Origin of the sequence: Labrenzia sp. THAF191a, assembly GCF_009363335.1 — a bacterium.
In the GTDB taxonomy this organism is placed as follows: Bacteria; Pseudomonadota; Alphaproteobacteria; order Rhizobiales; family Stappiaceae; genus Roseibium; species Roseibium algicola.
In genome coordinates, this window is record NZ_CP045333.1 from 4,933,662 (window position 1) to 4,957,865 (window position 24,204).

25 protein-coding genes are annotated in these 24,204 nt (G+C 58.7%); 20 read left to right on the forward strand and 5 right to left on the reverse strand.

The window, feature by feature from the left end:
• Positions 1-6: 6 nt before the first annotated feature.
• The 12 genes from FIV05_RS22605 (at position 7) to rpmG (ending at position 13,732) form a co-directional block, all read left to right on the forward strand.
• Positions 7-933 carry an AEC family transporter gene (locus tag FIV05_RS22605; protein ID WP_055653735.1) on the forward strand — a complete coding sequence of 309 codons (927 nt, stop codon included), beginning with the start codon at positions 7-9 and terminating at the stop codon, positions 931-933.
• 429 nt (positions 934-1,362) lie between these two features.
• Positions 1,363-2,328: an aspartate carbamoyltransferase catalytic subunit gene (locus FIV05_RS22610; protein ID WP_286202223.1), complete on the forward strand. Its 966-nt coding sequence runs from the start codon at positions 1,363-1,365 to the stop codon at positions 2,326-2,328.
• Between the two features lie 17 nt (positions 2,329-2,345).
• The gene (locus FIV05_RS22615) at positions 2,346-3,647 is read left to right on the forward strand and encodes a dihydroorotase (RefSeq protein WP_055653733.1); all 1,302 of its coding nucleotides are present in this window, start codon (positions 2,346-2,348) and stop codon (positions 3,645-3,647) included.
• 92 nt (positions 3,648-3,739) lie between these two features.
• Entirely contained in the window at positions 3,740-4,519 is a 780-nt protein-coding gene (locus tag FIV05_RS22620) for a DUF3108 domain-containing protein (protein WP_173013914.1), read from the forward strand.
• A gap of 114 nt (positions 4,520-4,633) precedes the next feature.
• Entirely contained in the window at positions 4,634-5,299 is a 666-nt protein-coding gene (plsY, locus tag FIV05_RS22625) for a glycerol-3-phosphate 1-O-acyltransferase PlsY (RefSeq protein WP_031270763.1), read from the forward strand.
• Positions 5,296-6,435 carry a DNA-processing protein DprA gene (gene dprA, locus FIV05_RS22630; RefSeq protein ID WP_152511064.1) on the forward strand — a complete coding sequence of 380 codons (1,140 nt, stop codon included), beginning with the start codon at positions 5,296-5,298 and terminating at the stop codon, positions 6,433-6,435. The genes plsY and dprA overlap by 4 nt, the downstream gene beginning before the upstream one ends.
• Before the next feature lie 188 nt (positions 6,436-6,623).
• Positions 6,624-9,302, forward strand: coding sequence for a type I DNA topoisomerase (gene topA, locus FIV05_RS22635; RefSeq protein WP_062489010.1), 2,679 nt, complete (start codon positions 6,624-6,626; stop codon positions 9,300-9,302).
• A gap of 62 nt (positions 9,303-9,364) precedes the next feature.
• On the forward strand, positions 9,365-11,617 hold the full coding sequence (gene rnr, locus FIV05_RS22640) for a ribonuclease R (protein WP_152512043.1): 2,253 nt from the start codon (positions 9,365-9,367) through the stop codon (positions 11,615-11,617).
• Complete coding sequence (locus tag FIV05_RS22645; protein ID WP_173013915.1) at positions 11,614-12,084, forward strand: DUF983 domain-containing protein; 471 nt, start codon at positions 11,614-11,616, stop codon at positions 12,082-12,084. Before rnr ends, FIV05_RS22645 begins: the two co-directional genes overlap by 4 nt.
• Positions 12,081-12,827: an NUDIX hydrolase gene (locus FIV05_RS22650; RefSeq protein WP_152511065.1), complete on the forward strand. Its 747-nt coding sequence runs from the start codon at positions 12,081-12,083 to the stop codon at positions 12,825-12,827. The genes FIV05_RS22645 and FIV05_RS22650 overlap by 4 nt, the downstream gene beginning before the upstream one ends.
• Positions 12,828-12,886: 59 nt before the next feature.
• Positions 12,887-13,408 carry an AAA family ATPase gene (locus tag FIV05_RS22655; protein ID WP_152511066.1) on the forward strand — a complete coding sequence of 174 codons (522 nt, stop codon included), beginning with the start codon at positions 12,887-12,889 and terminating at the stop codon, positions 13,406-13,408.
• Positions 13,409-13,564: 156 nt separating this feature from the next.
• Complete coding sequence (rpmG, locus tag FIV05_RS22660; RefSeq protein ID WP_023004047.1) at positions 13,565-13,732, forward strand: 50S ribosomal protein L33; 168 nt, start codon at positions 13,565-13,567, stop codon at positions 13,730-13,732.
• 603 nt (positions 13,733-14,335) lie between these two features.
• On the opposite strand, the gene FIV05_RS22665 is transcribed toward rpmG, so the two are convergent.
• Positions 14,336-14,707 carry a response regulator gene (locus tag FIV05_RS22665; RefSeq protein WP_006934912.1) on the reverse strand — a complete coding sequence of 124 codons (372 nt, stop codon included), beginning with the start codon at positions 14,705-14,707 and terminating at the stop codon, positions 14,336-14,338.
• A gap of 137 nt (positions 14,708-14,844) precedes the next feature.
• Between FIV05_RS22665 and FIV05_RS22670 the strand changes: the two genes are divergently transcribed.
• From FIV05_RS22670 to FIV05_RS22680, 3 genes are read left to right on the forward strand one after another with little or no spacing between them, the layout of a single operon-like run.
• The gene (locus tag FIV05_RS22670; RefSeq protein WP_023004046.1) at positions 14,845-15,144 is read left to right on the forward strand and encodes a DUF3572 domain-containing protein; all 300 of its coding nucleotides are present in this window, start codon (positions 14,845-14,847) and stop codon (positions 15,142-15,144) included.
• Entirely contained in the window at positions 15,137-15,829 is a 693-nt protein-coding gene (locus FIV05_RS22675) for an HAD family hydrolase (RefSeq protein WP_152511067.1), read from the forward strand. The genes FIV05_RS22670 and FIV05_RS22675 overlap by 8 nt, the downstream gene beginning before the upstream one ends.
• Before the next feature lie 34 nt (positions 15,830-15,863).
• Complete coding sequence (locus FIV05_RS22680; protein WP_152511068.1) at positions 15,864-17,177, forward strand: DNA polymerase IV; 1,314 nt, start codon at positions 15,864-15,866, stop codon at positions 17,175-17,177.
• A gap of 42 nt (positions 17,178-17,219) precedes the next feature.
• Here FIV05_RS22680 and FIV05_RS22685 read toward each other — a convergent pair whose 3' ends face one another.
• Positions 17,220-18,092 (reverse strand): cell envelope integrity EipB family protein, encoded by an 873-nt coding sequence (locus FIV05_RS22685; protein ID WP_209009758.1) that lies wholly within the window; start codon positions 18,090-18,092, stop codon positions 17,220-17,222.
• A 276-nt stretch (positions 18,093-18,368) separates the two neighbouring features.
• Here FIV05_RS22685 and FIV05_RS22690 point away from each other — a divergent pair, with 276 nt between their 5' ends.
• The 3 genes from FIV05_RS22690 to FIV05_RS22700 all read left to right on the forward strand — a co-directional run bounded on the left by FIV05_RS22690 (position 18,369) and on the right by FIV05_RS22700 (position 21,125).
• The gene (locus tag FIV05_RS22690) at positions 18,369-18,836 is read left to right on the forward strand and encodes a RidA family protein (RefSeq protein ID WP_152511069.1); all 468 of its coding nucleotides are present in this window, start codon (positions 18,369-18,371) and stop codon (positions 18,834-18,836) included.
• Positions 18,837-18,928: 92 nt separating this feature from the next.
• Positions 18,929-19,708, forward strand: coding sequence for a glycerophosphodiester phosphodiesterase family protein (locus FIV05_RS22695; protein WP_152511070.1), 780 nt, complete (start codon positions 18,929-18,931; stop codon positions 19,706-19,708).
• A 91-nt stretch (positions 19,709-19,799) separates the two neighbouring features.
• Positions 19,800-21,125, forward strand: a complete 1,326-nt coding sequence (locus FIV05_RS22700; protein WP_173013916.1) for a GNAT family N-acetyltransferase — start codon at positions 19,800-19,802, stop codon at positions 21,123-21,125.
• A 14-nt stretch (positions 21,126-21,139) separates the two neighbouring features.
• On the opposite strand, the gene FIV05_RS22705 is transcribed toward FIV05_RS22700, so the two are convergent.
• From FIV05_RS22705 to FIV05_RS22715, 3 genes are all read right to left on the reverse strand, one after another.
• Positions 21,140-21,994, reverse strand: coding sequence for a GNAT family N-acetyltransferase (locus FIV05_RS22705; protein WP_173013917.1), 855 nt, complete (start codon positions 21,992-21,994; stop codon positions 21,140-21,142).
• A gap of 127 nt (positions 21,995-22,121) precedes the next feature.
• A complete protein-coding gene (locus FIV05_RS22710; RefSeq protein ID WP_055653719.1) occupies positions 22,122-22,442 on the reverse strand; it encodes an antibiotic biosynthesis monooxygenase family protein in 321 nt (106 codons plus the stop codon).
• Between the two features lie 140 nt (positions 22,443-22,582).
• Positions 22,583-23,512, reverse strand: a complete 930-nt coding sequence (locus FIV05_RS22715) for a LysR substrate-binding domain-containing protein (RefSeq protein WP_152511072.1) — start codon at positions 23,510-23,512, stop codon at positions 22,583-22,585.
• Between the two features lie 122 nt (positions 23,513-23,634).
• Here FIV05_RS22715 and FIV05_RS22720 point away from each other — a divergent pair, with 122 nt between their 5' ends.
• Both FIV05_RS22720 and FIV05_RS22725 read left to right on the forward strand, forming a co-directional pair.
• Entirely contained in the window at positions 23,635-23,820 is a 186-nt protein-coding gene (locus FIV05_RS22720; RefSeq protein WP_031270751.1) for a YdcH family protein, read from the forward strand.
• Positions 23,821-23,852: 32 nt separating this feature from the next.
• The gene (locus FIV05_RS22725) at positions 23,853-24,056 is read left to right on the forward strand and encodes a hypothetical protein (RefSeq protein ID WP_055653717.1); all 204 of its coding nucleotides are present in this window, start codon (positions 23,853-23,855) and stop codon (positions 24,054-24,056) included.
• Positions 24,057-24,204: the final 148 nt, after the last annotated feature.

Below are 24,204 nucleotides of genomic sequence, written 5' to 3' on the forward strand. Positions count from 1 at the left end.
GAACACATGCTGACCACACTTGCCGCCCTGATGCCGGTCATCCTCGTGATTGCCTCCGGCTACCTGATCGCCCGCACCGGACTGATTACCGGCGAGCAATGGCGTGGTGTCGAACGGCTTGCCTATTATGTCCTGTTTCCGGCGGTGTTGTTCCGCACGATCTCGCAAGCGGATTTCGCCAGTTTTCCGACGCTCAACATGGGCGGTGCGCTGCTCGCCTCCATCTTGTCCATGGCGCTGCTTCTGCTTCTGGCACGCACGACCATCGAGCGAGCCTGGGGCATTGCCGCGCCGCGTTTTACCTCCATCTTTCAGGGCACCTTGCGCTGGAACGCCATGATCGCGCTCGCGATTGCCGACAATGTGGTCGGCGAAACAGGGCTGGCCATGCTTGCGGTCGCAATGGTGTTCATGATCCCCTTGCTCAATGTCGCCAGCATCCTGGTACTGTCGCATTACGCCAGTGGAACGTCACCAAGTGGCGCCAAGATCCTGAAAGACCTGTTCACCAACCCCTTCATCCTCTCGATCGGCGCAGGCGGCATCATGAACGCAGGCGGCATATCACTGCCTTTCGTGGTCGACGATACCCTGGAGATATTTTCCAGGGCCGCGCTCCCCATCGGCATCATCTGCGTTGGAGCCGGGCTGGACCTTGGCTCACTCCGCCGACCGGGACCGGCGCTCGCCCTCGGCACCTTTCTGCGTCCGATATTCATGCCGTTGCTTGCCTTTGGCTTTGCCAGTCTTTTCGGCGTCACGGGCCCCGCATTGATCGTCGTCATCATTGCCAGTTCAGTGCCCTGCGCCAGCAACTCCTACCTGCTCGCCCGCCAGATGGGTGGCGATGCAAAGCTGATGGCCGAGATCATCACGCTTCAGACCCTGGCAGCGACTCTGACGATCCCGCTCGCCCTGCTGCTGGTCACTTGATCGGGCCCTTTGGCAGCAGATGCTCGCCCAATTGCGTAAAATCGTGCCCGTCATCACTTCGCTTTAGACCGGCACAGTTACCGAGCCATGTGCAACGCCTGGCCGAATCTGAAAATTTTTTATAATTTTCAGAAACTTATCATGCGCGTCTGGCAAGGTTGACTGCAAGCTGCAAGCGGATGGAAACCTGCAGGCTCTTTGCGACTATTGCGACAGTATTCTCGCCAAGATTCGGTCGTGATCTTGGGTGGAACACAATAGATTCAATCCTTTGGCGGCGCCTGTGAGTGCCGCCTTTGAAACTTCTCCCGACTACTGCCGCGCACGCAGCCATATTTTGTCCAGCCGATCAAATATTTAGCAGGTATGTGGACAGCGGGCATGATGTGATTTCCTGACTTGTCGAACCGGGCGTTCCTCCTTATAGGAATGGTCTCGATGACCGCGAGCAACACCCATCGAGACAGCCCTTATCCCCATCGTCATTTGCTGGGCATAGAGGGCCTTCACCCCCACGAAATTCTGGGCCTTCTGGACCGGGCGGAAGAAGCCGTAGAGGTTTCCCGCCAGATCAGCAAACGACGGCTGGTCTTGCAGGGACGAACCCAGATCAACCTCTTTTTCGAGAACTCAACCCGCACCCAAAGTTCTTTTGAACTGGCCGGAAAACGGCTCGGGGCGGATGTGATGAACATGGCAGTGTCCCAGTCGTCGGTGAAGAAGGGCGAAACGCTGATCGATACGGCGGCAACGCTGAACGCCATGCACCCCGATCTTCTGGTGGTTCGCCACCACGCGGCCGGTGCGGTGCATCTTCTGGCGCGCAAGGTCGGCTGCTCCGTGGTCAATGCCGGCGACGGCCCGCATGAACACCCGACACAGGCCCTGCTCGACGCCCTTACCATCCGGCGACACAAGGGAAAGATCGCGCGCCTTACCGTGGCCATCTGCGGTGACATCGCCCATTCTCGCGTTGCCCGGTCCAATATCATTCTTCTGAACGCGCTCGGAGCGCGCGTCCGTGTTGTTGCCCCCACCACCCTCCTGCCGTCCGGCATCGCCAAGATGGGCGTCGAGGTCTTCACCAGCATGAAGGAAGGCCTGGCGGGTACCGACATCGTCATGATGCTGCGCCTGCAGCGCGAGCGCATGAACGGTGCCTTCATTCCATCTGTACGGGAATATTACCGCTACTACGGACTGGACGCGGAAAAGCTCGCCTATGCCAAGGAAGACGCCCTTGTCATGCATCCGGGGCCGATGAACCGCGGTGTCGAGATCGATGCCTCGATTGCAGATGGCACCCAAAGCCTTATTCGCGAACAGGTGGAAATGGGTGTTGCCGTGCGCATGGCCGTGCTTGAAGCCCTTGCCGCCAATCTGCCGAACAACTGATCCAGGGGACAAGACACGTGGCTTACGACACACCCAAACCTCTGGTTCTCTCAAACGCCAGAGTGATTGACCCGGCACGCGGCCTGGATGCTCCAGGTTCCGTCATCATCGCGGACGGCACCATTCTCGCCGCCGGGCCGGAAGCTGCCAACCAGGGCTCTCCCTACGGTGCGGAAATCATCGACTGCAAGGGCGCGATCGCCTGTCCGGGCCTGATCGACTTCTGCGTTTCCGTCGGAGAACCGGGTGCAGAGCACCGGGAAACGCTCGCCAGTGCCTCCCAGGCTGCCGCAAGCGGCGGCGTGACGACAATTTGCACCATGCCCGATACGGATCCGGTGATTGATGATCCCGCACTGGTCGATTTCATCCTGCGCCGGGCGCGTGACACGGCCATTGTCAACGTGTTGCCACTGGCCGCCTTGACCAAGGGCCTCAAGGGTGAGGAGATGGCGGAAATCGGCTTGCTTAAGGAAGCAGGAGCCGTTGCCTTCACCAACGGCCACAAGTCGGTCAAGAATGCCCAGGTCATGCGCCGCATGATGACCTATGCCCGCGATTTCGACGCGCTGGTCATCCACCACACGGAAGACCCGGACCTCGCCGGCGGGGTCATGAACGCAGGGCTGAACGCCAGTTGGAAAGGTCTTTCCGGTGTGCCGCGTGAAGCGGAAATCATCATGCTGGAGCGGGACCTGCGCCTGGTTGCCATGTCCAAGGGCAAGTACCACGCAAACCTCATTTCCACCTCCGACAGCGCAGACGTGGTTCGAGCAGGCAAGGCGAAAGGGCTGGACATCACCGCCGGGGTGTCGATCAATCACCTGACCCACAATGAAAACGACATCGGCGCCTATCGGACGTTCTTCAAGATGTCGCCACCGCTGCGCGACGAAGACGACCGGCAAGCGATGATCGCGGCTGTTGCCGATGGCACAATCGACATCATCTGCTCCAATCATGACCCGCAGGACGTGGAAACCAAACGCCATCCGTGGGCGGAAGCAGAAGACGGTGCTATCGGCCTGGAAACCCTTCTGGCGGCCGCCTTGCGGCTTTATCATTCCGAACAGGTCGACCTTGTCACCCTGCTTGGTGCCATGACCTGCCGCCCGGCGGACCGGCTGGGACTGGAAACCGGACGTCTTTCCAAGGGAGCTCCGGCGGATGTGACCGTGTTCGATCCCGAGCGTCCCTGGGTCCTGGAAAAAAGCGCCATCAAGTCACGTTCGAAGAATTCTCCCTTCGAGGATGCACGGTTCTCGGGGCGGGTGCTGCGCACGGTTGTCGGCGGGAAAACGGTTTTCAGCCACACCTGAACAAGCCCTTGTTTCCGTTCCAACGCTGATCCTGTTCGCGCCACAATTCTCCCTGAATCTGGCGCGAACGGAACTTCCAACGGAACATGCTGATGCGCCTGATCGCCCTTGCCTTTCTGATACCCGCGCTGTTTACCGGCAGCGCTTCGGCGGCTGATCTCTACATAAAGTACAAGCTTTACGCCCTTGGGCTGCCTATCGGCTCCGGCGTCCTGTCACTGGATGTCGACAGCAAGTCCTATTCCGTCAACGCCAACGGCCAGACCGCCGCCTTCGGGCGGCTGGTGTCTGACGGCAAAGGCACAGTTGAAGTCGCTGGAACCGCACAAAAACTCGACCTGGAGCCAGCCCGCTACGCTCTTGACCTCAAGAGTGAAGACGAGACCGGAACCATTACCATGCGGATGCGCAAGGGCAGTATCGACGCTATCGAAGTTCGGCCGCCGCAGGATCGGATGAAGGAACGGGTCAAGGTAACCGCAGAGCATCTTAAGAGTGTTCTCGATCCCCTGACCGCCGCCGTGCTTCCTGCCCCGCAAGGCCTTGCCAAGGAGAGCTGCAACAGGACATTGCGCATCTTCGACGGCAAGGAACGTTACGACGTTCACCTGCAGTACAAATCCCGAAAGGCCACCAGGACATCTGATGGCCGTTTCAAGGGAGACGTCATTGTCTGCGGTGTCCGGTACGAACCCATTTCCGGCCACCGGCCGAAGCGCAAGTCGATCCAGCAACTCGCGGCAAACAAGTCCATGGAGGTCTGGCTCGCACCGGTTGGTGACAAGCCGTATCTCGTCCCGCTCCGGGCGAGTATTTCCCTTCCGTTCGGGTCGCTGCTGGTGGAAGCGGAAAAATATAAGCTGTCGGAATAGACCCCGCGCTATTTCCCTGCAAAGACACTCTTTTCTCAGTTGCCGGACTTGATCCGGGCTGCCATGCCGTTACATTGCGATGGCTATTTATTATGCACGTCATTGGAGTATCGCGTGCCAGAACCGATCAGCTGGGCTTTTGCCTGGCCCTACTATCTCGCCGCCCTCGCCTTCGGCTATCTGCTCGGTTCGATTCCCTTCGGCCTGCTGTTCACGCGCATGGCCGGACTTGGAGACATCCGCCAAATCGGCTCGGGCAATATCGGCACCACCAACGTTCTGCGCACCGGCCGCAAATCTCTGGCAGCCGCCACGTTGCTGGGGGATGGATTGAAGGGCACCGTTGCCGTTCTGATCGTCAATCACTTCTACGGCCAGGAAATGGCTCTTATCGCCGGCCTTGGGGCGTTTCTCGGGCATCTCTTCCCGGTATGGCTGAAGTTCAAGGGCGGCAAGGGTGTTGCAACCTACCTCGGCATTCTGCTTGGCCTCTATTGGCCCATGTTCCTGCTCGCGGCGGGCATCTGGATCGGCATGGCCTTCCTGTTCCGTTATTCGTCTCTGTCCGCACTGACGGCAACCCTGCTGACCCCGATCGTGCTCTATCTCGTTTTCCATCAGGTTCAGATAGCTCAGATGTTTGTCTTGCTGTCGGTGCTGCTATGGGCCAAGCATCACGAGAACATTGGCCGGCTTCTGCGTGGAGAAGAAAGCAAGATCGGCTCGAAATCCAAACCGGCGGCAAATGCTTCGTCTCCGCCCGGCGATGAAAGCGCGTGAACCGCGTCCCTGAAAATATAACTCCCGGCAACCTCTCCGAGGCGGAACGTCTGGCGTGGCTCCGCCTAATACGATCGGAAAACGTCGGTCCCGTTACATTCGCGGAACTTTTGAAACACGCTGGCTCCGCTCAACGAGCGCTGGAGCTGCTTCCCGATCTTGCAAGGCGCGGCGGCAAGGCAAGCCGGATTTGTCCGCTTGAAGACGCCGAAGCCGAGCTGGACGCCCACGGGCGGATCGGGGCCCGTTTGATTGGCCTGCATGAACCCGACTATCCGCAACATCTGCGACACATCGACGGTCCACCGCCGCTCCTGTCCGTAAAGGGCGGCACCAACGCGCTGACCCGGGAGCGGATGATTGCGATCGTCGGAGCCCGCAACGCTTCGCTTTCGGGCAGAAAACTTGCGACACGATTTGCACAGGGGCTTGGAGCGGAAGGCTTTTCAATCGTGTCCGGCCTCGCCCGCGGGATCGATGCTGCCGCCCATGAAGCCTCACTTCAAACAGGCACCATCGCCGTGTTCGCGGGAGGCATCAATGTGCTCTACCCGCCGGAACATGACAGGTTGCTTGCCGCCGTTCTCGACACAGGAGGCGCCGTCATCAGCGAGATGCCTCTTGGCTGGAAACCGCGCAGCCGGGATTTCCCCCGGCGCAACCGGCTGATTTCAGGCATGTCTCTGGGTGTCATCGTTATCGAAGCCGCCAAGGCCTCCGGCTCTCTTCACACCGCTCGTTATGCTCTTGAGCAGAACAGGGACATCTTCGCCGTGCCGGGTTCCCCCCTGGATCCGCGTTCGGAAGGTGCCAACGGCTTGATCCGGCAGGGTGCGGCACTTGTCTCGACCACCGACGATGTGCTGGAAAGCCTTGGTGGTCGACTGGCGCCAACCCTTCCCTTTGGCAGGCAGTTCCGCGAAGAGAGCGAAACCGCCCCTCTTTCCCGCTCCGAACCGGACGGAAAGCTGCGTGACCGCGTCCTTGCGGCGCTTGGTCCAACCCCGGTGGACATGGATGAATTGATACGCTTTGCGGATGGTGATGCGAGGTCGGTTCATGTCGTGCTGCTGGAACTCGAACTTGCCGGGCGCCTCGAAAGACACCGCGGCAACAAAATCTCCGCTTTGATGTAAGGGGCCGTTTTTCCTTGAATCTCAGTGGATAACCCGTATCTGGACCGAACCGCTTGACCCGGAAGGATCAAAGGTCCATTTGACAGGCGGCGCTTGATCCTTGATCGTCTGCGCCACTGAATTAGCACTCAGATCACCTTCTCCACCGGGCGGGGGCTCCGTATCCGGCAAAAATATTTTGGGTAAGAATGAACGTCGTCATTGTCGAATCGCCGGCGAAAGCCAAGACGATCAACAAATATCTCGGTTCCGACTATACGGTGCTGGCTTCCTACGGCCATGTGCGAGATCTGCCGGCCAAGGACGGCTCGGTGCTGCCGGACGACAATTTCGCCATGAGCTGGCAAGTGGATGCGAAGGCGCAGAAACGGCTGAGCGAAATCGCCAATGCGGTCAAGGATGCCGACCGCCTCATTCTCGCGACTGACCCCGACCGCGAAGGGGAAGCAATTTCGTGGCACGTTCTGGAAGTGCTGCAAAAGAAGAAGGTGCTGAAGGACAAGCAGGTCGAGCGCGTTGTTTTCAACGCGATCACCAAGAAGGCGATCCTGGAAGCAATGGACAACCCGCGCCAGCTGGACACACCGCTGGTCGATGCCTATCTCGCCCGCCGAGCACTGGATTACCTGGTCGGTTTCACCCTGTCGCCTGTCTTGTGGCGCAAGCTGCCCGGTGCCCGTTCCGCCGGGCGCGTGCAGTCTGTCGCATTGCGGCTGATCTGCGACCGGGAAATGGAGATCGAAACCTTCAAGCCGCAGGAATACTGGTCGATCTTCGCCAACATGAAGACACCGACCGGGGACATGTTCCAGGCTGGCGTCACCGGGTTTGACGGCAAGAAAATCGGCCGTCTCGACATCAACAACGAAGCCGAAGCCACCGCGATCAAGACCATGCTGGAAAGTGCCAGCTTCAAGGTCGACAGCGTGGCTTCCAAACCTGCGAAGCGCAATCCGGCGGCACCGTTCACCACCTCCACACTGCAGCAGGAAGCCTCACGCAAACTCGGGTTTTCCGCATCGCGCACCATGCAGGTGGCGCAGAAGCTTTATGAAGGCATCTCAATCGGTGGCGAGACTTCCGGTCTCATCACCTACATGCGTACCGACGGCGTTCAGATTGCCGGCGAAGCGATCGCTGCCGCCCGCTCCGTAATCGCCAAGGATTTCGGCGACAACTACGTACCGGCAAGCCCGCGCGTCTATACCTCCAAGGCAAAGAACGCCCAGGAAGCACACGAAGCGATCCGGCCAACGGACCTTTCGCGCCGTCCGAAGGATGTCGCCCGGTTCCTCGATCCGGACCAGGCGAAGCTTTATGAGCTGGTGTGGAAACGGACCATGGCTTCTCAGATGGAGTCGGCCGTTCTGGAACGGACCACCATCGAGATTCTCGCCGACGGTTCCGGTAAACGCGCAAATCTGCGTGCCACTGGTTCCGTCGTCCGCTTCGACGGTTTTCTTGCGCTTTATCAGGAAGGCCGGGACGACGAGGAAGACGAGAACTCCAAGCGCCTGCCGGCCGTTGATGAAGGTGCCGCGCTGACGGCTGCCTCTGTCGACGGAACCGCACAAGCCATCGAAGCCTCGCAGCACTTCACGACACCGCCGCCGCGCTACACCGAAGCGAGCCTGGTCAAGAAGATGGAAGAGCTTGGCATCGGCCGGCCGTCCACCTACGCCTCGACGCTTCAGACCCTGCGCGACCGCGACTATGTCGAACTCGACAAGAAACAGCTTGTTCCGATGGACAAGGGCCGAATTGTTACCGCGTTCCTGGAAAGCTTCTTCCAGCGCTATGTCGAATTCGACTTCACAGCGAGCCTGGAAGAACAGCTCGACAAGATTTCCGCAGGCGAGCTTTCCTGGCTCGACGTGCTGCGTGATTTCTGGACCGGGTTCTCCGGCGCGGTCGATGAAATCAAGGACCTGCGCGTTGCCCATGTCATCGACGCGCTGAACGAGCTGCTCGGGCCGCATATCTTCCCGCCGAAGGAGGATGGCACCGATCCGCGCAAGTGCCCGTCCTGCGACACCGGTCAGCTATCGCTCAAGGTCAGCCGCTGGGGCGCTTTCATCGGCTGCTCCAACTATCCCGAGTGCGGCTTTACACGGCAGCTCGGCAAGCCGAGCGGTGAAGACGGCGAAGGTGACGACGGCCCGAAGGTTCTCGGTACCGATCCGGAAACCGGCCTTGACGTTTCCCTGCGCAACGGCCGCTTCGGCCCCTATGTTCAGCTGGGCGAGGAAGCCAAGCCGAAGCGAGCCTCCCTGCCCCGTGGCTGGTCCGCACCGGACATGGATCTGGAAAAGGCGCTGCAGCTTCTGTCGCTGCCACGCGAGGTGGGGCCACACCCGGAAGACGGCAAGATGATCTCCGCCGGCATCGGTCGCTACGGGCCGTTCGTGCTGCATGAAGGCACCTATGCCAACCTGTCCACGCCAGACGAAGTGTTCTCCGTCGGCATCAACCGTGCTGTTGATGCGCTGGCGCAGAAACGCGCCAAGGGTGGTGGCCGCGGTGGTGCAGCGGCAACGCCGCTGAAGGAGCTTGGCGAGCATCCGTCCGAAGGCGGCCCAATCAATGTCTATGACGGGCGCTACGGGCCTTACGTCAAGCACGGCAAGATCAACGCCACGCTACCGAAGGACACCGACCCCAAGGCCGTGACGATGGAACAGGCGCTGGAGCTGATCGCGGCAAAGGCCTCCAAGGGCGGCACCAAGAAGAAGGCGGCTGCCAAGAAACCTGCTGCGAAGAAAACAGCAACCAAAAAGACGGCCACCAAGAAGACGACGGCAAAGTCATCCGCAAAGGCAAAGGTCGATGCGTCGTCCGAAGAGGTGCCCTGGGATGATGCGAGTTGAGCGCAAAACGGATTAACACGCGCAAGCACACCAATCGAAAACACGCCAAGGTTCCGGGTGAAATGCCATCACGCGAGGATATTCTCGCGTTTGTTGCAGATAACCCGGGGCGTGCGGGCAAGCGTGAGATTGCCCGTCATTTCGGTATTATCGGCGGGGCCCGCATCCATCTGAAAAAGATGTTGAAGGACCTGACCGACGACGGCCTGATGGAAAAGCGCAACAAGCGCATGATCCGTCCTGGCGATCTGCCACCGGTTTTCGTGGCCAATCTCATTGCACGCGACCGGGACGGTGAGCTGATTGCGACCCCTGTCGACTGGGACGACGAGGCTGGCACCCCGCCGAAAATTCTGGTGCTGACCGGCAAGACCAAGGCGACGCAACCCGGCCTGGGTGACCGCGCACTCGTACGCCTGACCGAAGCTGAGAGCGGCCCCGAAACAGAACATGTTGCCCGCGTCATCCGCGTTTTGGAAAAGCGTCAGGGAGCAATCCTCGGAATTCTGCGGATGCGTGACGGCACTCGCCCGCATTATCTTGAACCGATTGACCGCAAGCAGCGGGAACTCGACATTGATCCGCGTGACCTCAAGGGCTCAGAGGACGGGGATCTTGTCAGCGTTCAGGTGACGCGCTCCGGCCGCTACGGCCATCCCGTCGCGTCCGTGGTTGAGCGTTTCGGCTCGATGAATTCGGAAAAGGCGGTTTCAGAGATCGCCCTGCAATCGCATGGCATTCCGCATGTCTTTCCGGCAGCCGTAGAAGCGCAGGCCGAGAGCGCAAAGCCGGTGGAGAAACTCGGCAAGCGCGAGGACTGGCGGCAGGTACCGCTGATCACCATCGACCCGCCCGACGCAAAAGACCACGATGACGCCGTCTACGCCGAAGCGGACGAGGACCCTTCCAACGAAGGCGGCTATATTTGCTATGTGGCGATTGCGGATGTCGCATACTACGTCACCCCCGGCTCTCCGATGGACCGGGAAGCGAACCTGCGTGGCAACTCGGTCTATTTTCCCGACCGGGTAATCCCGATGCTGCCGGAGCGAATTTCCAACCAGCTCTGCTCGCTAAGGGAAAAGGAAGACAAGCCTGCGCTTGGTGTGCGGATGGTGTTCGGCAAGACCGGACGCAAGACCGGGCACACCTTTCACAGGGTGCTGATGCGTTCGGCAGCAAAACTCTCCTATCTGCAGGCTCAGAAGGCGATTGACGGCACGACAGACGAGAAGACCGAAACCCTGCTCGACGGCGTCCTGAAGCCACTATGGGCCGCTTACGCCGTGCTGAAGAAGGGACGCGAGGCGCGCGAACCGCTGGAACTCGATCTGCCGGAACGCAAGATCAAGCTGAAAGCGGATGGCACTGTCGATCATGTCTATGTTCCGGAGCGTCTGGACGCCCACAAGCTGATCGAAGAATTCATGATCCAGGCGAACGTGGCAGCCGCCGAAACACTGGAGCAGAAGAAAACGCCCCTGCTCTACCGGATCCACGATGCCTCGACCCCGGAAAAGCTGGAAAGCCTGAAAGACTTTCTGTCGACGATCAACATCAAGCTGCCGTCCTCCGGTGGTCTTCGCCCCTCCGCCTTCAACGGCATACTTGCCAAGGTGAAGGACACGCCTCAGGCCAACCTCGTCAACGAGGTGGTCTTGCGAAGCCAGGCCCAGGCAGAATATGCACCGCAGAACATCGGCCATTTCGGCTTGAACCTGCGGCGGTACGCGCATTTCACCTCACCGATCCGCCGGTATGCCGATCTGATCGTGCACCGTGGGCTGATATCCGCGCTCGGGCTTGGCAAGGATGGCTTGCCGGAAGGTATCGAGACGAAACTTGAGGCCATCGGCGCTGAAATCTCGGCCGCTGAACGGCGGGCAATGCTTGCCGAACGCGACACAATCGACCGTCTGATCGCCCTTTGGATGAGCGACCAGATCGGCGCGAGTTTTCAGGGCAGAATTGCAGGGGTGGTCAAGTCCGGCATGTTTGTTCGCCTGTCCGATACAGGTGCCGACGGCTTCGTACCGGCCTCCACAATCGGCCTCGATTATTATCGCTATGACGAAGGGTCGCACGCCCTGATAGGTGACAAAACCGGCGAGACCTACCAACTTGGCGATCAAGTGGAGGTCCGGCTGGTGGAAGCAGCCCCCTTTGCCGGTGCACTGACATTCGAGCTGCTGAGCCACGGCAGCATTGCCGGCAAACGCATCCGGAAAGCCGCGCCAAAGGTGCGGCGTGGGCCGCCGAAGGGCGGACGCGGCAAGACCTCACCGAAGAAACAGGGTCGAAGGAGATCTTCGTGACGGTCCGGTATGAAGTGCACGACAAACTGGAAACGCCGGAAACAGCATCCGAAAAACCGCGGCGCAATGTTCTTCAGGCCATGCTGCGCGGTGCCGGCAACCGGTGCATGAACTGCGGAAAAGGCAAGGTGTTCGACGGCTTCCTTCAGCCACACTATGCCTGCTCTGTCTGCGGTGAGGAGTTCCATCACCATCGCGCGGACGACGCACCGCCCTATTTCACAATCACCATTGTCGGCCACATTATCGTTCCCGGCCTTCTGGCCGTGGAGGTGTTGTGGCATCCCGCGCTGTGGATCCATATGTCTCTCTGGGTGCCGCTGACGCTGATCCTGTCGCTGTCGCTTCTGCGACCGATCAAAGGCGCGCTGATCGGCCTGCAGTGGGCGCTCTACATGCATGGTTTTGACCCGGATGCGGAAGACGACACGCCTCCCACTCCGGTGCCTTCCGAAAGGGTTACATGAGCGGTTCGTTCGAAAAGCAGCTGGCAAAAGACGAAAAAGCCGGAAACTACCCGTATATCCGTCCCAAGGATGCCGCGACGCTGCTGATTCTGGACCGTGACGATCGGGGTTCCGTGAAGCTGCTGATGGGCCGTCGTCACATGCGCCATGCCTTCATGCCGGGAAAATTCGTGTTCCCCGGCGGCAGAGTGGATGTCTCCGATTCCCGTGTGACCGACGTGCTTCCCTATCATCCGGACGTCGAGGCGAAGCTTACGCAGGACCTGAAGAACGCCAAGTCGGCCGCACGCGTTCGTGCGCTGGCCCTGGCGGCCATTCGGGAAACCTATGAAGAGGCAGGGCTGTTTATCGGCCGTCAGGCGCACAACAACCACCTGCACCTTGGTACCGGCTTCGAGGCATTTGCCGAGCGCGGCATAAAGCCCGACCTGAGCGGCCTTCGGATGATTGCGAGGGCCATCACCCCACCGCAACGCCCGCGACGCTTCGACACCCGTTTTCTGGCCGTCTGGGCGGACGCCATTGCCGACAGGTTGCCCGACGGAACCGGCCCGTCCGGCGAACTGGAAGACTGTGCCTGGCTGACTTTCGAAGAGGCGAGGCAGAAGGATCTGCCGATGATCACCAACAAGATCCTGACCGACCTGGAAGACAGGCTGGCAAAAGACCCTGAGCTTTCACCGACGACGCCTGTCCCCTACTATTTCTTTCGCAAGGGCGGTTTCGTGAAACAGGAGCTCTGAAGCTACCTGTACCTGGCGGATTGCTGGCCGTTGCAACACACAAAGGCGTGTCCAGGCTTATGCCTTTCCTGATTGCCCTTTCCGGTTTGCCCGGCGTCGGCAAATCGACGATAGCAAAGGCACTGAGCCGGCGTCTGCCCGCATTTCTTTTGCGGGTGGATGCGGTTGAAGCTGCCCTCAAACGCAGTGTCTTGAACATTCATCCGGCTGAAGACGCGGGTTACCTCGCCCTTGCTGCTATCGCTGCCGGAAACCTGGAGTTTGGTCACAACGTCGTTGCCGATACGGTCAACCCGGTTGCCGAATCCAGGCAATTGTGGAGGGAGACCGCTCAATCAACCGGCGCGACACTGCTGAATGTCGAGATTGTCTGCTCGGATGAGCGCGAACACCGCAAGCGCGTTGAAAACAGGGAAACCGAGATTGACGGACTGACCCTGCCCCGCTGGTCTGAGGTACGAAATCATGATTACGAACAATGGACGGAACCATGTCTCCAGTTGGATAGTTCCAGCCTGAACGTGGACCAGTCGGTCGATACGATAACGAAGGCTTTGACAGCACTGCGGCAGAATGGCTGACATGGTCCGAAAAGGCAGCTGAACCATAGCAAGTGCTTGACTTTCGCGCTGCGATGAGTAGTTTGCGCGCTGATTTCAGACATTGGGGCAGATTCATCGCCAGCCATCTGGCCGCAAGAACTCTTTGCCCGACAACAGAGAACAGGATCCAAGGCCATGGCCAAGGCGACAACAATCAAGATCAAGCTCCTCTCCACGGCTGACACCGGCTTCTTCTATGTCACCAAGAAGAACTCCCGTACGATGACCGAGAAGATGGTCAAAAAGAAATACGACCCGGTTGCGAAAAAGCACGTCGAGTTCAAGGAAACCAAGATCAAGTAAGATCTGGTTCCAGATGATTTTTAAAGAACCCGCCGGAAACGGCGGGTTTTTTCATGTCTAAGCGAATGTGTTTTGAAATTTTGTCGGTGCAAGCCAGCGTCGTGAAACCTGTTTCCACTAACGATTACTGCACGGACGCAGAGGCACGACGACGCAGCTTCAGCATTGCTGCTGGTGCTGCTTCTTGATTTTCGGTTGAAAGATTAGTGGTCGGCGGGAACACGGCATTCGAGGAGGCCACTCATCGGCCGGTTCCCTGCCGACCTGCCCCACGGACCCAGGAGATGCGGCGGACCTGAGCACTCCGAGGGGAAACTGTATTGCCTGTTTTGACGCTACGGCATTCTTTACCACGTCATTGAGGCGATCAGGAAAAACACTAATCTGCGGTCACACTACCTGAATGTTGCCTGATTGCAATATTTTCCGCAAAATATGCACAGAAACAATGCCGTTTTAGTAAATCCGTAACCTTAATATGAAGAGCGCGTGAGCGTGAGGTTTTGCGATTCGCAGGAATTGGTTGCAAGCAGCCATGCCAAACAACCGTGAAACCTTGCAGAAATCTTTACCCGCCGCAGTTCTACCGCCGGCGGTGGCCCGTTACGCTTCGCCGAGATATGCCCGAACTGTTTCCAGGAATTTCGCTACGGAGATCGGCTTGGATATGTAAGCTTCGCACCCGCCCTGCCGGATACGCTCCTCATCGCCCTTCATGGCGAAAGCCGTCACGGCGATAACCGGGATGGAAGCGATATCCTCGTCTTCCTTGATCCATTTCGTGACTTCCAGCCCCGACACTTCCGGCAGCTGAATATCCATCAGGATCAGATCGGGATGATGCTCACGGGCCAACTGCAAGGCTTCGATGCCGGTCCGGGTCTGCAATGTATTATAGCCGTGCGCTTCGAGCAGATCATGAAACAGCTTCATGTTCAGCTCGTTGTCTTCGACGATCAACACGGATTTTGCCATATGTCCGGCCCTTTACCCGGCCACTTGCCGGTCCCATTTTATCTTCGCAGCACTTTTTAGTCCGCGGTAGAACCCTTCCCCGGTCCGCATTAAATTTCTTCTAACCCGGAATCGTTTCAGAAAGGCAAAAAAACACAATGAAAAATATACAGAGCAAGTCATTGTCCGTTGAAGAAGCACAAGGAATTGCTACTGAAGCCCTTCTCCAGCTCAGTCGTGACCCTGAACAGATCGGCAGGTTTCTTGCTTTTTCTGGAATTGGACCGGAAATGATTCGAGAAGCGGCGGGAGAACCGGGGTTTCTTGCCGGTGTCCTCGAGTTCTACATGATGGACGAAGCTCTGCTGCTTGCCTTTTGTGAAAATGCCGGAATACGGCCAACGATGATGGCCGCTGCACGCTACGCAATTGCCGGCGGAGACGAAGACCATGCCTGAACCGACGCAGGTGCTGCCCGAAGTTCTTGCGCAGATCCAGGCACTGCCGTTTTCGAACCGTCCTTTGATCATCTGCGATGTGGATGAAGTGATTTTGCATCTGATCGCTCATCTGGAAGACTATCTTCACGCTCGCGACCTGGCTTTCCTGAAGTACGAGTACAGGCTGACCGGCAATATCGGCCGGCGCGACAACCGGGAACCACTGTCGTCCGACGACGTTCGCAAACTGCTTCTGGAGTTCTTCGACGAAGTCAGCCATCGTCAGGACATGGTCCCCGGTGCAGGCGATGCGCTCAATGCACTTGCACAGCAATGGGACGTTATCCTGCTGACCAATCTGCCCGGAGGTCACAACAAGCCAGTGCGGGAAAAGCTGCTCACCGGGCTCGGTATCACCTTTCCGTTGCTGACGAATTCCGGTCCCAAAGGTGGTGCGGTTGCAGCTCTGTCTCGTGGACGTCCGGAGCCGGTTGTCTTCATTGACGACAGTCCGACCAACCACACCTCCGTGAACGCGACCCTGCCGTCCGCTGTCCAGATACAGTTCATCGCAGACGCCAGATTTCTGCAGACCACTGAAAAGGCAGGTTACATCGATCTGTTGAGCAGCGATTGGCAGGAGACGGCCGCCTTTATCGGAGCTATTCTGCAGGGCTCGAACCGAAACCAGCAGAGCGGCTGATTGCCCATCCGCACCGCAGCCGATTGCCAACGCCGTGTCCCAACCCGTTCCGCCCTTACGTGCCCTTTGCCTAGACTGCGGTGCCCGCCTCGCCCCGTCGGCAGCCAGGTGCACCCGCTGCGGCAGCCCGAGGCTGGTCAAGCATCCGGAACTCGACACGCTGGCCATTGCCCACATTGATTGCGACGCCTTTTATGCCTCGATCGAAAAACGCGACAATCCGGAGCTGCAGGACCAGCCGGTAATCGTTGGCGGAGGTCAGCGCGGGGTGGTTTCCACATGCTGTTACATCGCCCGCATCTACGGTGTGCGGTCCGCAATGCCCATGTTCAAGGCGCTTGAGGCATGCCCGCAAGCGATCGTGATCAAGCCTGACATGGCCAAATACGCGAGCGTCGGCAAGGAGATCCGTGAACGAATGCGCGCGCTCACGCCCCTGGTGGAGCCTTTGTCCATCGACGAGGCCTTTCTTGATCTGACGGGCACCGAACGCCTTCACAAGAAGTCTCCGGCGGAAACACTCGCGGGCTTCATACGCGACATGGAAGCCGATATCGGCATATCGGCGTCTGTCGGCCTTGCCCCCAACAAGTTTCTGGCAAAACTTGCGTCCGATCTCGAAAAGCCGCGTGGGTTCTCCGTCATCGGCGCTGAGGAAGCCGAAGATGTGCTGGCGGCCATGCCAGTGGGCCGCATCTGGGGTGTCGGCAAGGTGTTCCAGAAAAAGCTGGAGAAAGACGGTATCCGCACCATTGGGCAACTGCAGGAAATGGAGGCGACGGATCTCGCCCGCCGATACGGCACCATCGGCCTGCGTCTGGCCCGCCTGTCGCATGGCGATGACAGCCGCGAAGTCACTCCTGAACGGGGCGCGAAAAGCGTTTCCGCGGAAACCACCTTCTTCACTGACATCTCGAGTTTCGATACCCTGCGTCCCATTCTCAGGAACCTGGCCGAGAAAGTGTCTGCGAGGCTCAAGAAGGCGGAACTCTCAGGACGCGGTGTGACCTTGAAACTGAAAACCGCCGACTTCAAGACGATCACCCGCGCGAGGCATTTTTCCGATCCGACCCAATTGGCCGACAAGATCTACGCAGCGGGTGAGAACCTTCTTCAGATCGAAGCCGATGGCCGCCGCTTCCGGCTTATCGGCATCGGCGTCAGTGATCTGGAAAACGCGGACCGGGCCGATCCGAGAGACCTGCTCGACCAGTCGGCCGAACGACGGAAGAATGCGGAACTGGCGGTGGATCGGCTTCGGGACAAGTTCGGAACGTCAGCTGTCGAACTCGGCCTCACGCACGCAGCGCGCACTGCGAAGGAAGCCAAGAAGCAGGGTGACAAGTAGTCCGCCTGTCACCCGATCATTTTTATAAACGGTCTTGCCAGGTTACTGCTGCGGGCACTCGGACTCGTCGTAAAGCTCCAGCGACGCCATCTTGCCCTGGATGGTGAAATCGCCGTAGTCGAGCTTCAGGTGTCCGCTGATGCCGTTTTCATACAGCCAGAATGACAGCTGATAGACCGGCAGAAGCTCTCCACTTGCGTCCTCGGCACTCGGGTCGAAGTAAGCGACGGTAACGGGCCAGTAGCTCTTGCCGGACAGCGGTGCATCCACATGGTCAGCATCGGTTTTTGCGTCGTTGACGGCTTTGGCGCCGATCACCGTCGTCGTGGCGTAAACCTTTTCTCCGGTTTCGGCGCCGTCATAGATATCGGCTGCAACAAAATGGACACCCGCCTCGGCTGACTTCAAGATCGTCAGAAGATGCTCGGTCGGAAACAGCACTTCCCGGCCAATCTCCAGCGATTTTTCCGAAGGTTCCTTCAGTTCGACAGTACGTGCTTTCTTTCCGTTCCGTGCCGTTCCACGGGTCGCTTCAACCAGTTTCTGATCGACAAAGGTCTTGGACAGGAACTGGTAGCTCTCGGCACGCGGCTCTTCGAAGGAAGTCGTCTGCAGATCAGTGATCTGTGAACCACCGTCGGTATCCCGAAACTCGGTAACAAAGCGGAAATTGACGCTGTAGCCCTCGCAAGCGCTTCCGGAGAAATCGTAGACCATGCGTCCGTCGAGGCCTGCGATCCCGGCTTGCTCCTCGCTGTCTCCCAGGTTCATGTCGTAAACGGCGCGATGGGGCACGAGTTTAAAGCCGACAGTGCCGCTCGCATCAGCGTCGGTCGCGCCAGACACCGCAAAAGCTGCGGCGGCCATAACGATCGCACCAACGGTCGAGGACACTGACTTCGGAACGCATTGCATCAAAAAAACCTCATTCTCGTCCTGGTGGAAGCGCCACCTGGACCGGTTCCACACATTATGCGGCAAACTGCACATTCCGCCACCGCGAATGTGCAACGATGCCCCAAGCCCCGCCAGCCTGTTATTTCACAATTCGCCTTTCTAAAGTGGTGACCGCGGCAAACGAAACCAAGCTCCTCCACAGTTTCCTTTTACCGTACACGCCCCATTTTGGCCTTGTCACCTGTGACGAATTACGCCAAGACACGCCGGAAGCTCTCAAACTTGGAGACACCCATGAGCAGCGCGATCGAAGCCCGGCTGAACGAACTTGGCATCACCCTTCCGGAAGCGGCGGCACCCGCGGCCAACTATGTGCCTTTCCTGCAGACCGGCAATCAGCTGTTCGTTTCCGGCCAGTTGCCGATGGCAGGTGGCAAGCTTCAGATCTCCGGCAAACTGGGTGACGGTCTGGGCATTGATGAAGGCAAGGCCGCTGCCAAGCTGTGCGCCATCAACCTCCTTGCCCAGGCAAAGGCTGCCACCGGAAATCTCGACAAGGTTGCGCGACTGGTGAAGATCGTCGGCTTCGTGAACTCCACAGCCGAATTCGTCGACCAGCCGCAGGTCATCAACGGCGCATCCGACTTCCTGGTAGAGGCGATGGGCGAAAAGGGCCGCCATGCGCGCTCCGCAGTCAGCGCCGCGTCCCTGCCCTTCGGTGCTGCTGTCGAGATCGAAGCGATTTTCGAAATCGAAGAGTGACTGCTTGCGGGGAGCCTGGCCTCCCCCACACTCTTCCCGAAGCCACACCGGACCGGCCGGTGAGGCATTTTCCTTCCTGACGAGCCCCCGCCATGACACCGGAACTCGAAGCCATCTTCGCCCGCCCGATCGCCCATCGGGGCTATCACGATGCCGACAACGGCGTCATCGAGAACACGCCTACCGCAATTCAGCATGCAATCGACAAGAATTTCGCGATCGAGGTGGATGTACAGGAAACGGCGGACGGCGAAGCTCTGGTGTTCCATGACTACACGCTGGAGCGCCTTGCGGAGGGAACCGGCAGGGTTATCGACCTGGCCGCATCCGAGCTCACCGGCATTCACATGAAGACCGGAACAGACAAGCTCTGGCTCCTGAAGGATCTGTTCGATCTTGTCGACGGCCGCGTACCTCTGGTGGTCGAGATCAAGTCGTTGATGCGCCGTGATGCGCAAATGGACTTTGTCCGTCACGTGACGGACCAGGTGGCGGGCTACAAAGGCTCTGCATGCATCAAGTCATTCGATCCGGACATGTTGTCCATTGCAAAGGCCCGCAACGCCTCGGTGCTGCGCGGTATCGTCGCCGACGGCGCCGAGCCCGGTCCTGACTATGCCCGCTACAGCCGTGTCGACCGGTTCATCCTGCGCCATATCCTGCATGCACCGCGCACGCGCCCGCATTTCATTTCCTACGGCGTCAAGGACCTGCCAAAGGTAGGACCCAGTCTGCTGCGCTCTGTGTTCAAGGTGCCGCTGATGTCCTGGACGGTGAGGACCACCGAACAACGGGAAAAGGCCGATCGCTACGCAGACCAGATCGTTTTCGAGGGCTTTGATCCGGACAGGAGCGCAGCCCGTTCCCTGTAGAAATAACCATTACACGACATCAACCTCTTGCACTGCAAAATACCAGCGCTACATCAAGAGTATGGTTTCAAACTTTGGTTTCTTCTGACGCATGACCTCCTCCCGGTCCACGGACAGCGACTCCCCGGCTACAGATGACGGCGGACAGATAGCGACCTTGCGAATCCTGTCTTCCTTGAAGGATGTCACCGCCTCCAACTGGGATCAGGTGGCCAATCCAGGCTGGCAACTTTCCGGACGGGGGCTCTTGAAGAAGGACCCGAAATGCGAGGCGTTGGCCGAGCTTTCCGGAGCACTTGGCGGCGGTTCCGAATTTGCCGGTGAGGACATTGATTTCAATCCGTTCCTGTCCCACGCTTTTCTGGAGGCTCTGGAGGCTTCCGGATGTGCAACGGAAGCTACAGGCTGGCTGCCCAGACACATGGTGCTGGAAGATGGTGGCGGCGAGGTTCTCGGTGCCGTGCCGGCCTATCTCAAGAGCCATTCGCAAGGCGAATATGTGTTCGACCACGGTTGGGCCGACGCCTTCTACCGTGCAGGCGGTGACTATTATCCGAAACTTCAGATCAGCGTGCCCTTCACGCCGGCAACCGGACGCCGGTTCCTGACAGGTGCCGGTGTCAACCGTGAAGCGGGCCTGCAAGCGCTTGCCGCCGGTCTGGTGCAGGTGTGTCAGCGCTCCGGGGCCTCATCCGTGCATGCCACTTTCCTGACCAAACCGGAATGGGACAGTCTGGGTGAGCTTGGATATCTGCAACGGACCGATCAGCAGTTTCACTGGGAAAACCAAGGTTACGACAATTTCGATGGCTTTCTGGCAGATCTGGCGTCGCGCAAGCGCAAGGCCGTCAAGAAAGAGCGGCGCGAAGCCCTGAGCGCTGAGGGCATTGAGGTGGAATGGGTCACCGGGTCCGATCTGACAGAGGCCCATTGGGACGCCTTCTACAAATTCTACATGGACACGGGTTCACGGAAGTGGGGCCGCCCCTATCTGAACCGGAAATTCTATTCGCTGATCAATGAGAGGCTGGCTGACCGCACCTTGCTGGTTCTCGCCAAACGGCATGGCCAATACATTGCCGGTGCGCTCAACTTCATCGGCTCGCACACCTTGTTCGGGCGCCATTGGGGCTGCACCGAGCACCATCCGTTCCTGCATTTCGAGCTCTGTTACTACCAGGCGATCGATTTTGCCATCGCCAACAAGTTGAAGCGCGTTGAAGCCGGCGCTCAAGGTGCCCACAAGCTGGCGCGCGGCTATCTGCCGACCACCACCTATTCCGCCCACTGGATCGCCCATGAAGGGCTACATCAGGCTGTCGCCGATTTTCTTGAACACGAACGCCTTGCCGTCGAACGCGAGAACGAGACGCTGACCGAACACGCGCCGTTCCGCAAGATTGACCAAGAGACCTGAACCTTGATGTGCACTTAGCAATCAAGCCGCATTTCGTATTGTTGCAGCAGCTCTTCCGCACCTGACAGGCGCAGGAATGCGTTGGCGCTTTGCGCAGCGGTGTCGACGTTGACAAACCGCAGTTCGGATCCGCCCAGGGCCTCCATCAGCCCCTGCAACAAGGCTCGGCCAATGCCTTGGCGACGGTGGTTCTTGTGAACGGCGATCTGCGCGACCGCGCCATCGGCAAAACTCGCCCCCCACCCCAGAATTTCATCATCATGGTGAACAGCCAGAAGATGGATATCCGGGCTCAAACCACGAAGCCCGGCAACACTGTTCTGGGGGGTCGGCAAGGTATCGAAATAGGGGCCGGCATCATCGGGAAGATCGTGCAACCCGATCCGCTCCAGCACCCACTCTCCGACATGCGCCTTGATCGCCTTGCTGTTCACGAGCCGAAAGACACCAAGTGTCCTTTCGCGGCGAAAGCCAAAGGCTTCATAAGCAGCAACCGCCTTTTCGTTTGTCGTGATGACCTCAAGCTGCAGGCCTTTCGCGCCGACCTCCAGCTGTTTTTTGAGGACCGCTGCAAGAAGCTTTTTCGACAAGCCTTTGCGACGATGTTCCGGACTGGTCCCGACGGACAACGTATAGGCCCTGTTGCCATAACTGGAGTTCGGCAAGCTCGAAAACCAGAAGGCTGCAATCTCTTCCCCTGCCATTGCCACGAAGGAATGCTCTGCCGAAAACCCGCGCTGGCGCTGAAACTCACGGAAATCCTTCTCGCTCAGATGCAGTGGCGTGACGTAATCCGAGAAAGCAGTGTTCAAGGCCTCGCACAGCTGGTCAGCACCAAACGAGCGGCAATCGACAATCTGATAGGACATGGAAGTTTCCGAAAAATGCGGGAAGTCTCGCAAGGAACCTCCGGCCCCTGTTCCAGGAGCCCGGAGCGATGCGCAACGCCGGTCGTTCATGACCGGCGCCATCACGATTTCTGTCATGAAGGTGAGGTCAGTCGTAGGCGTCCACGACGTCGTACATCACCGGTTCGAAACTCTTGCACAATGAACTGATACGCCGGTTGCGCTCACGCATTTCCGGTGAACGCAACATGGCCAGGAAATCCTCCCGTCGGCGCCACTGCGAATAATTGGCGATACGGGTTTGAGCATCGTTTACATGCAACCCGGCGCCAATGAAACCCGGCTGATGGCTTATGAAATTCTCGTATGCGTCCTTCAGTTCGTCCAGAAGGTCGTAGCATGTGCCCGGTGTCATTTCGAAAGTGGTAATGACGGTCTGGCAATCGCGGTCGCTTGAAATTTCAGGCATGGGGCTCTCCTCCTCCGCCGGTACCTGCGAGGCTGGCACGTTTTTAGCGGACCGGCAATATGGGGAGGACTACGTGGCACGGGAGACCATCCGTTCCTCTTTTACGGCTTTGCGCTTCCAATTACCTTTGTGAGCCTCTTTCAGGCTGGCTCGACCCCCTCAACTTTCATGCTGTTCACCGCCTGGAGCGCAAGGGACAGAAGGTTTTCGAAATGGGTGGTTCGGGAAGACCCGCATCGCCAGACGAGATACATCGTCCGGCGCATCGGCAAGCCCTCGATCTTCTTCAACAGAAGATCCGGCTCCTTTCCGAACTCGGACGCAATGTAAGCGGCCGGAAAGAGTGCCAACCCCATGCCGATCGAAGCCATCTGGCGCAAGGCATCAAGGCTTGTGCCTTCATAGTCCTGCCGGAAGTCCGCACCCGCGGCATGTGCCAATGCCTGAACATCGTTGTGGAGGCGAAACCCCTGACCGAGTGCAAGCAGCTTCTCGCCGCGCAACATATCCACCGGGATCACTTCGACACCAGCCAAGGGGTGCGTCTTCGGCACGGCAAGTGAAACGCTTTCCCGGCACAGCACCTGTGCCGTCCACTGATCCGATGACGCAAAATCCGGTGTCAGAATGCAGTCGAGTGCACCGGACATCAGTCCCTCTTCCAGGAGATTGGGCCTGTCTTCGCGGATGTAGAGCTCAAGAAGCGGAAATTCGCGTTTCAGGATCGGCAACAGGTAGGGCATGAAATACGGCCCGAATGTGGGCGAGACCCCAAGGCGGATCAGACCGCCGAGATTGGACTGTCCTGCCTGGGCGACAGTCACGATTTCGTCGAGATTTTCGAGGGTACGCCGTGCAAGCGGCAGCAGGCGTTCACCGGACGCCGTCAGACTGATCCCCCCGCTGCCGCGTTCCAGCAAGGTGCAGCCAAGTTGCTCTTCAAGCAGCTTGAATTGCGCCGAAAGTGTCGGCTGCGAGACGTGGCAGCGAGAGGCAGCCCTGCCGAAGTGCAAGGTTTCTGCAAGTGCAACGAAATAGTCCAGCTGCCGTGAAGATGGCCGAAACCGCATGTCGCCTCCCTGTACGATAGATAATTTCTATCAAATCAATCGAAACAATGTATTTCATCTATTCTCTCCTCGTATCCATATCAAGGGTGTCACAGACACAGCCCACGAAAGAGGAGCAGGCGATGTACAACAGACTGAAGTCGCTGCGCAGCCAGCACAACACCCTGGATTCCCTGATCCGCAGAGAGGAAATGCACCCTTATCCGGATACGCAGCACATACGGTCGTTGAAGAAATTCAAGCTTCGGTTACGGGATGAGATTACCCGGATCGAGACCAACTTGAGCTCCTCTCAGCTGGTCTATTGACCGGCAACACAACGCCAATCGGGAGGTTTTGAATGAATCCGTTTCTGCCATTCTTTTCACCCTTTGCAGCCCTGCAGCGCACGCCTTCCAGACAGTCCCGCCTGAAGGATATCGATGCTCGCATGGCCTCGTTCCTGCGCGAGAAACAGACGTCGGGCGCCGCCTGCCCCAAGGTGCTCGACAACGTCAAGACCGCAAGGAGCACAGTCCAGCGCGAGATGGTCTCGGCACGTTAGAACCACGTCCCGAAAAGAGGACGGGTTCTCGGCCCCAACCGGATTTCCGCCATCCGGACCACGCTGACCATCCAGCTGGACATCCCGCCCGCAGGCCTCGCTGGCGGGTTTTCTTTTTCGTTGCCTTCACGTAAGCCGCGCTTTCTAA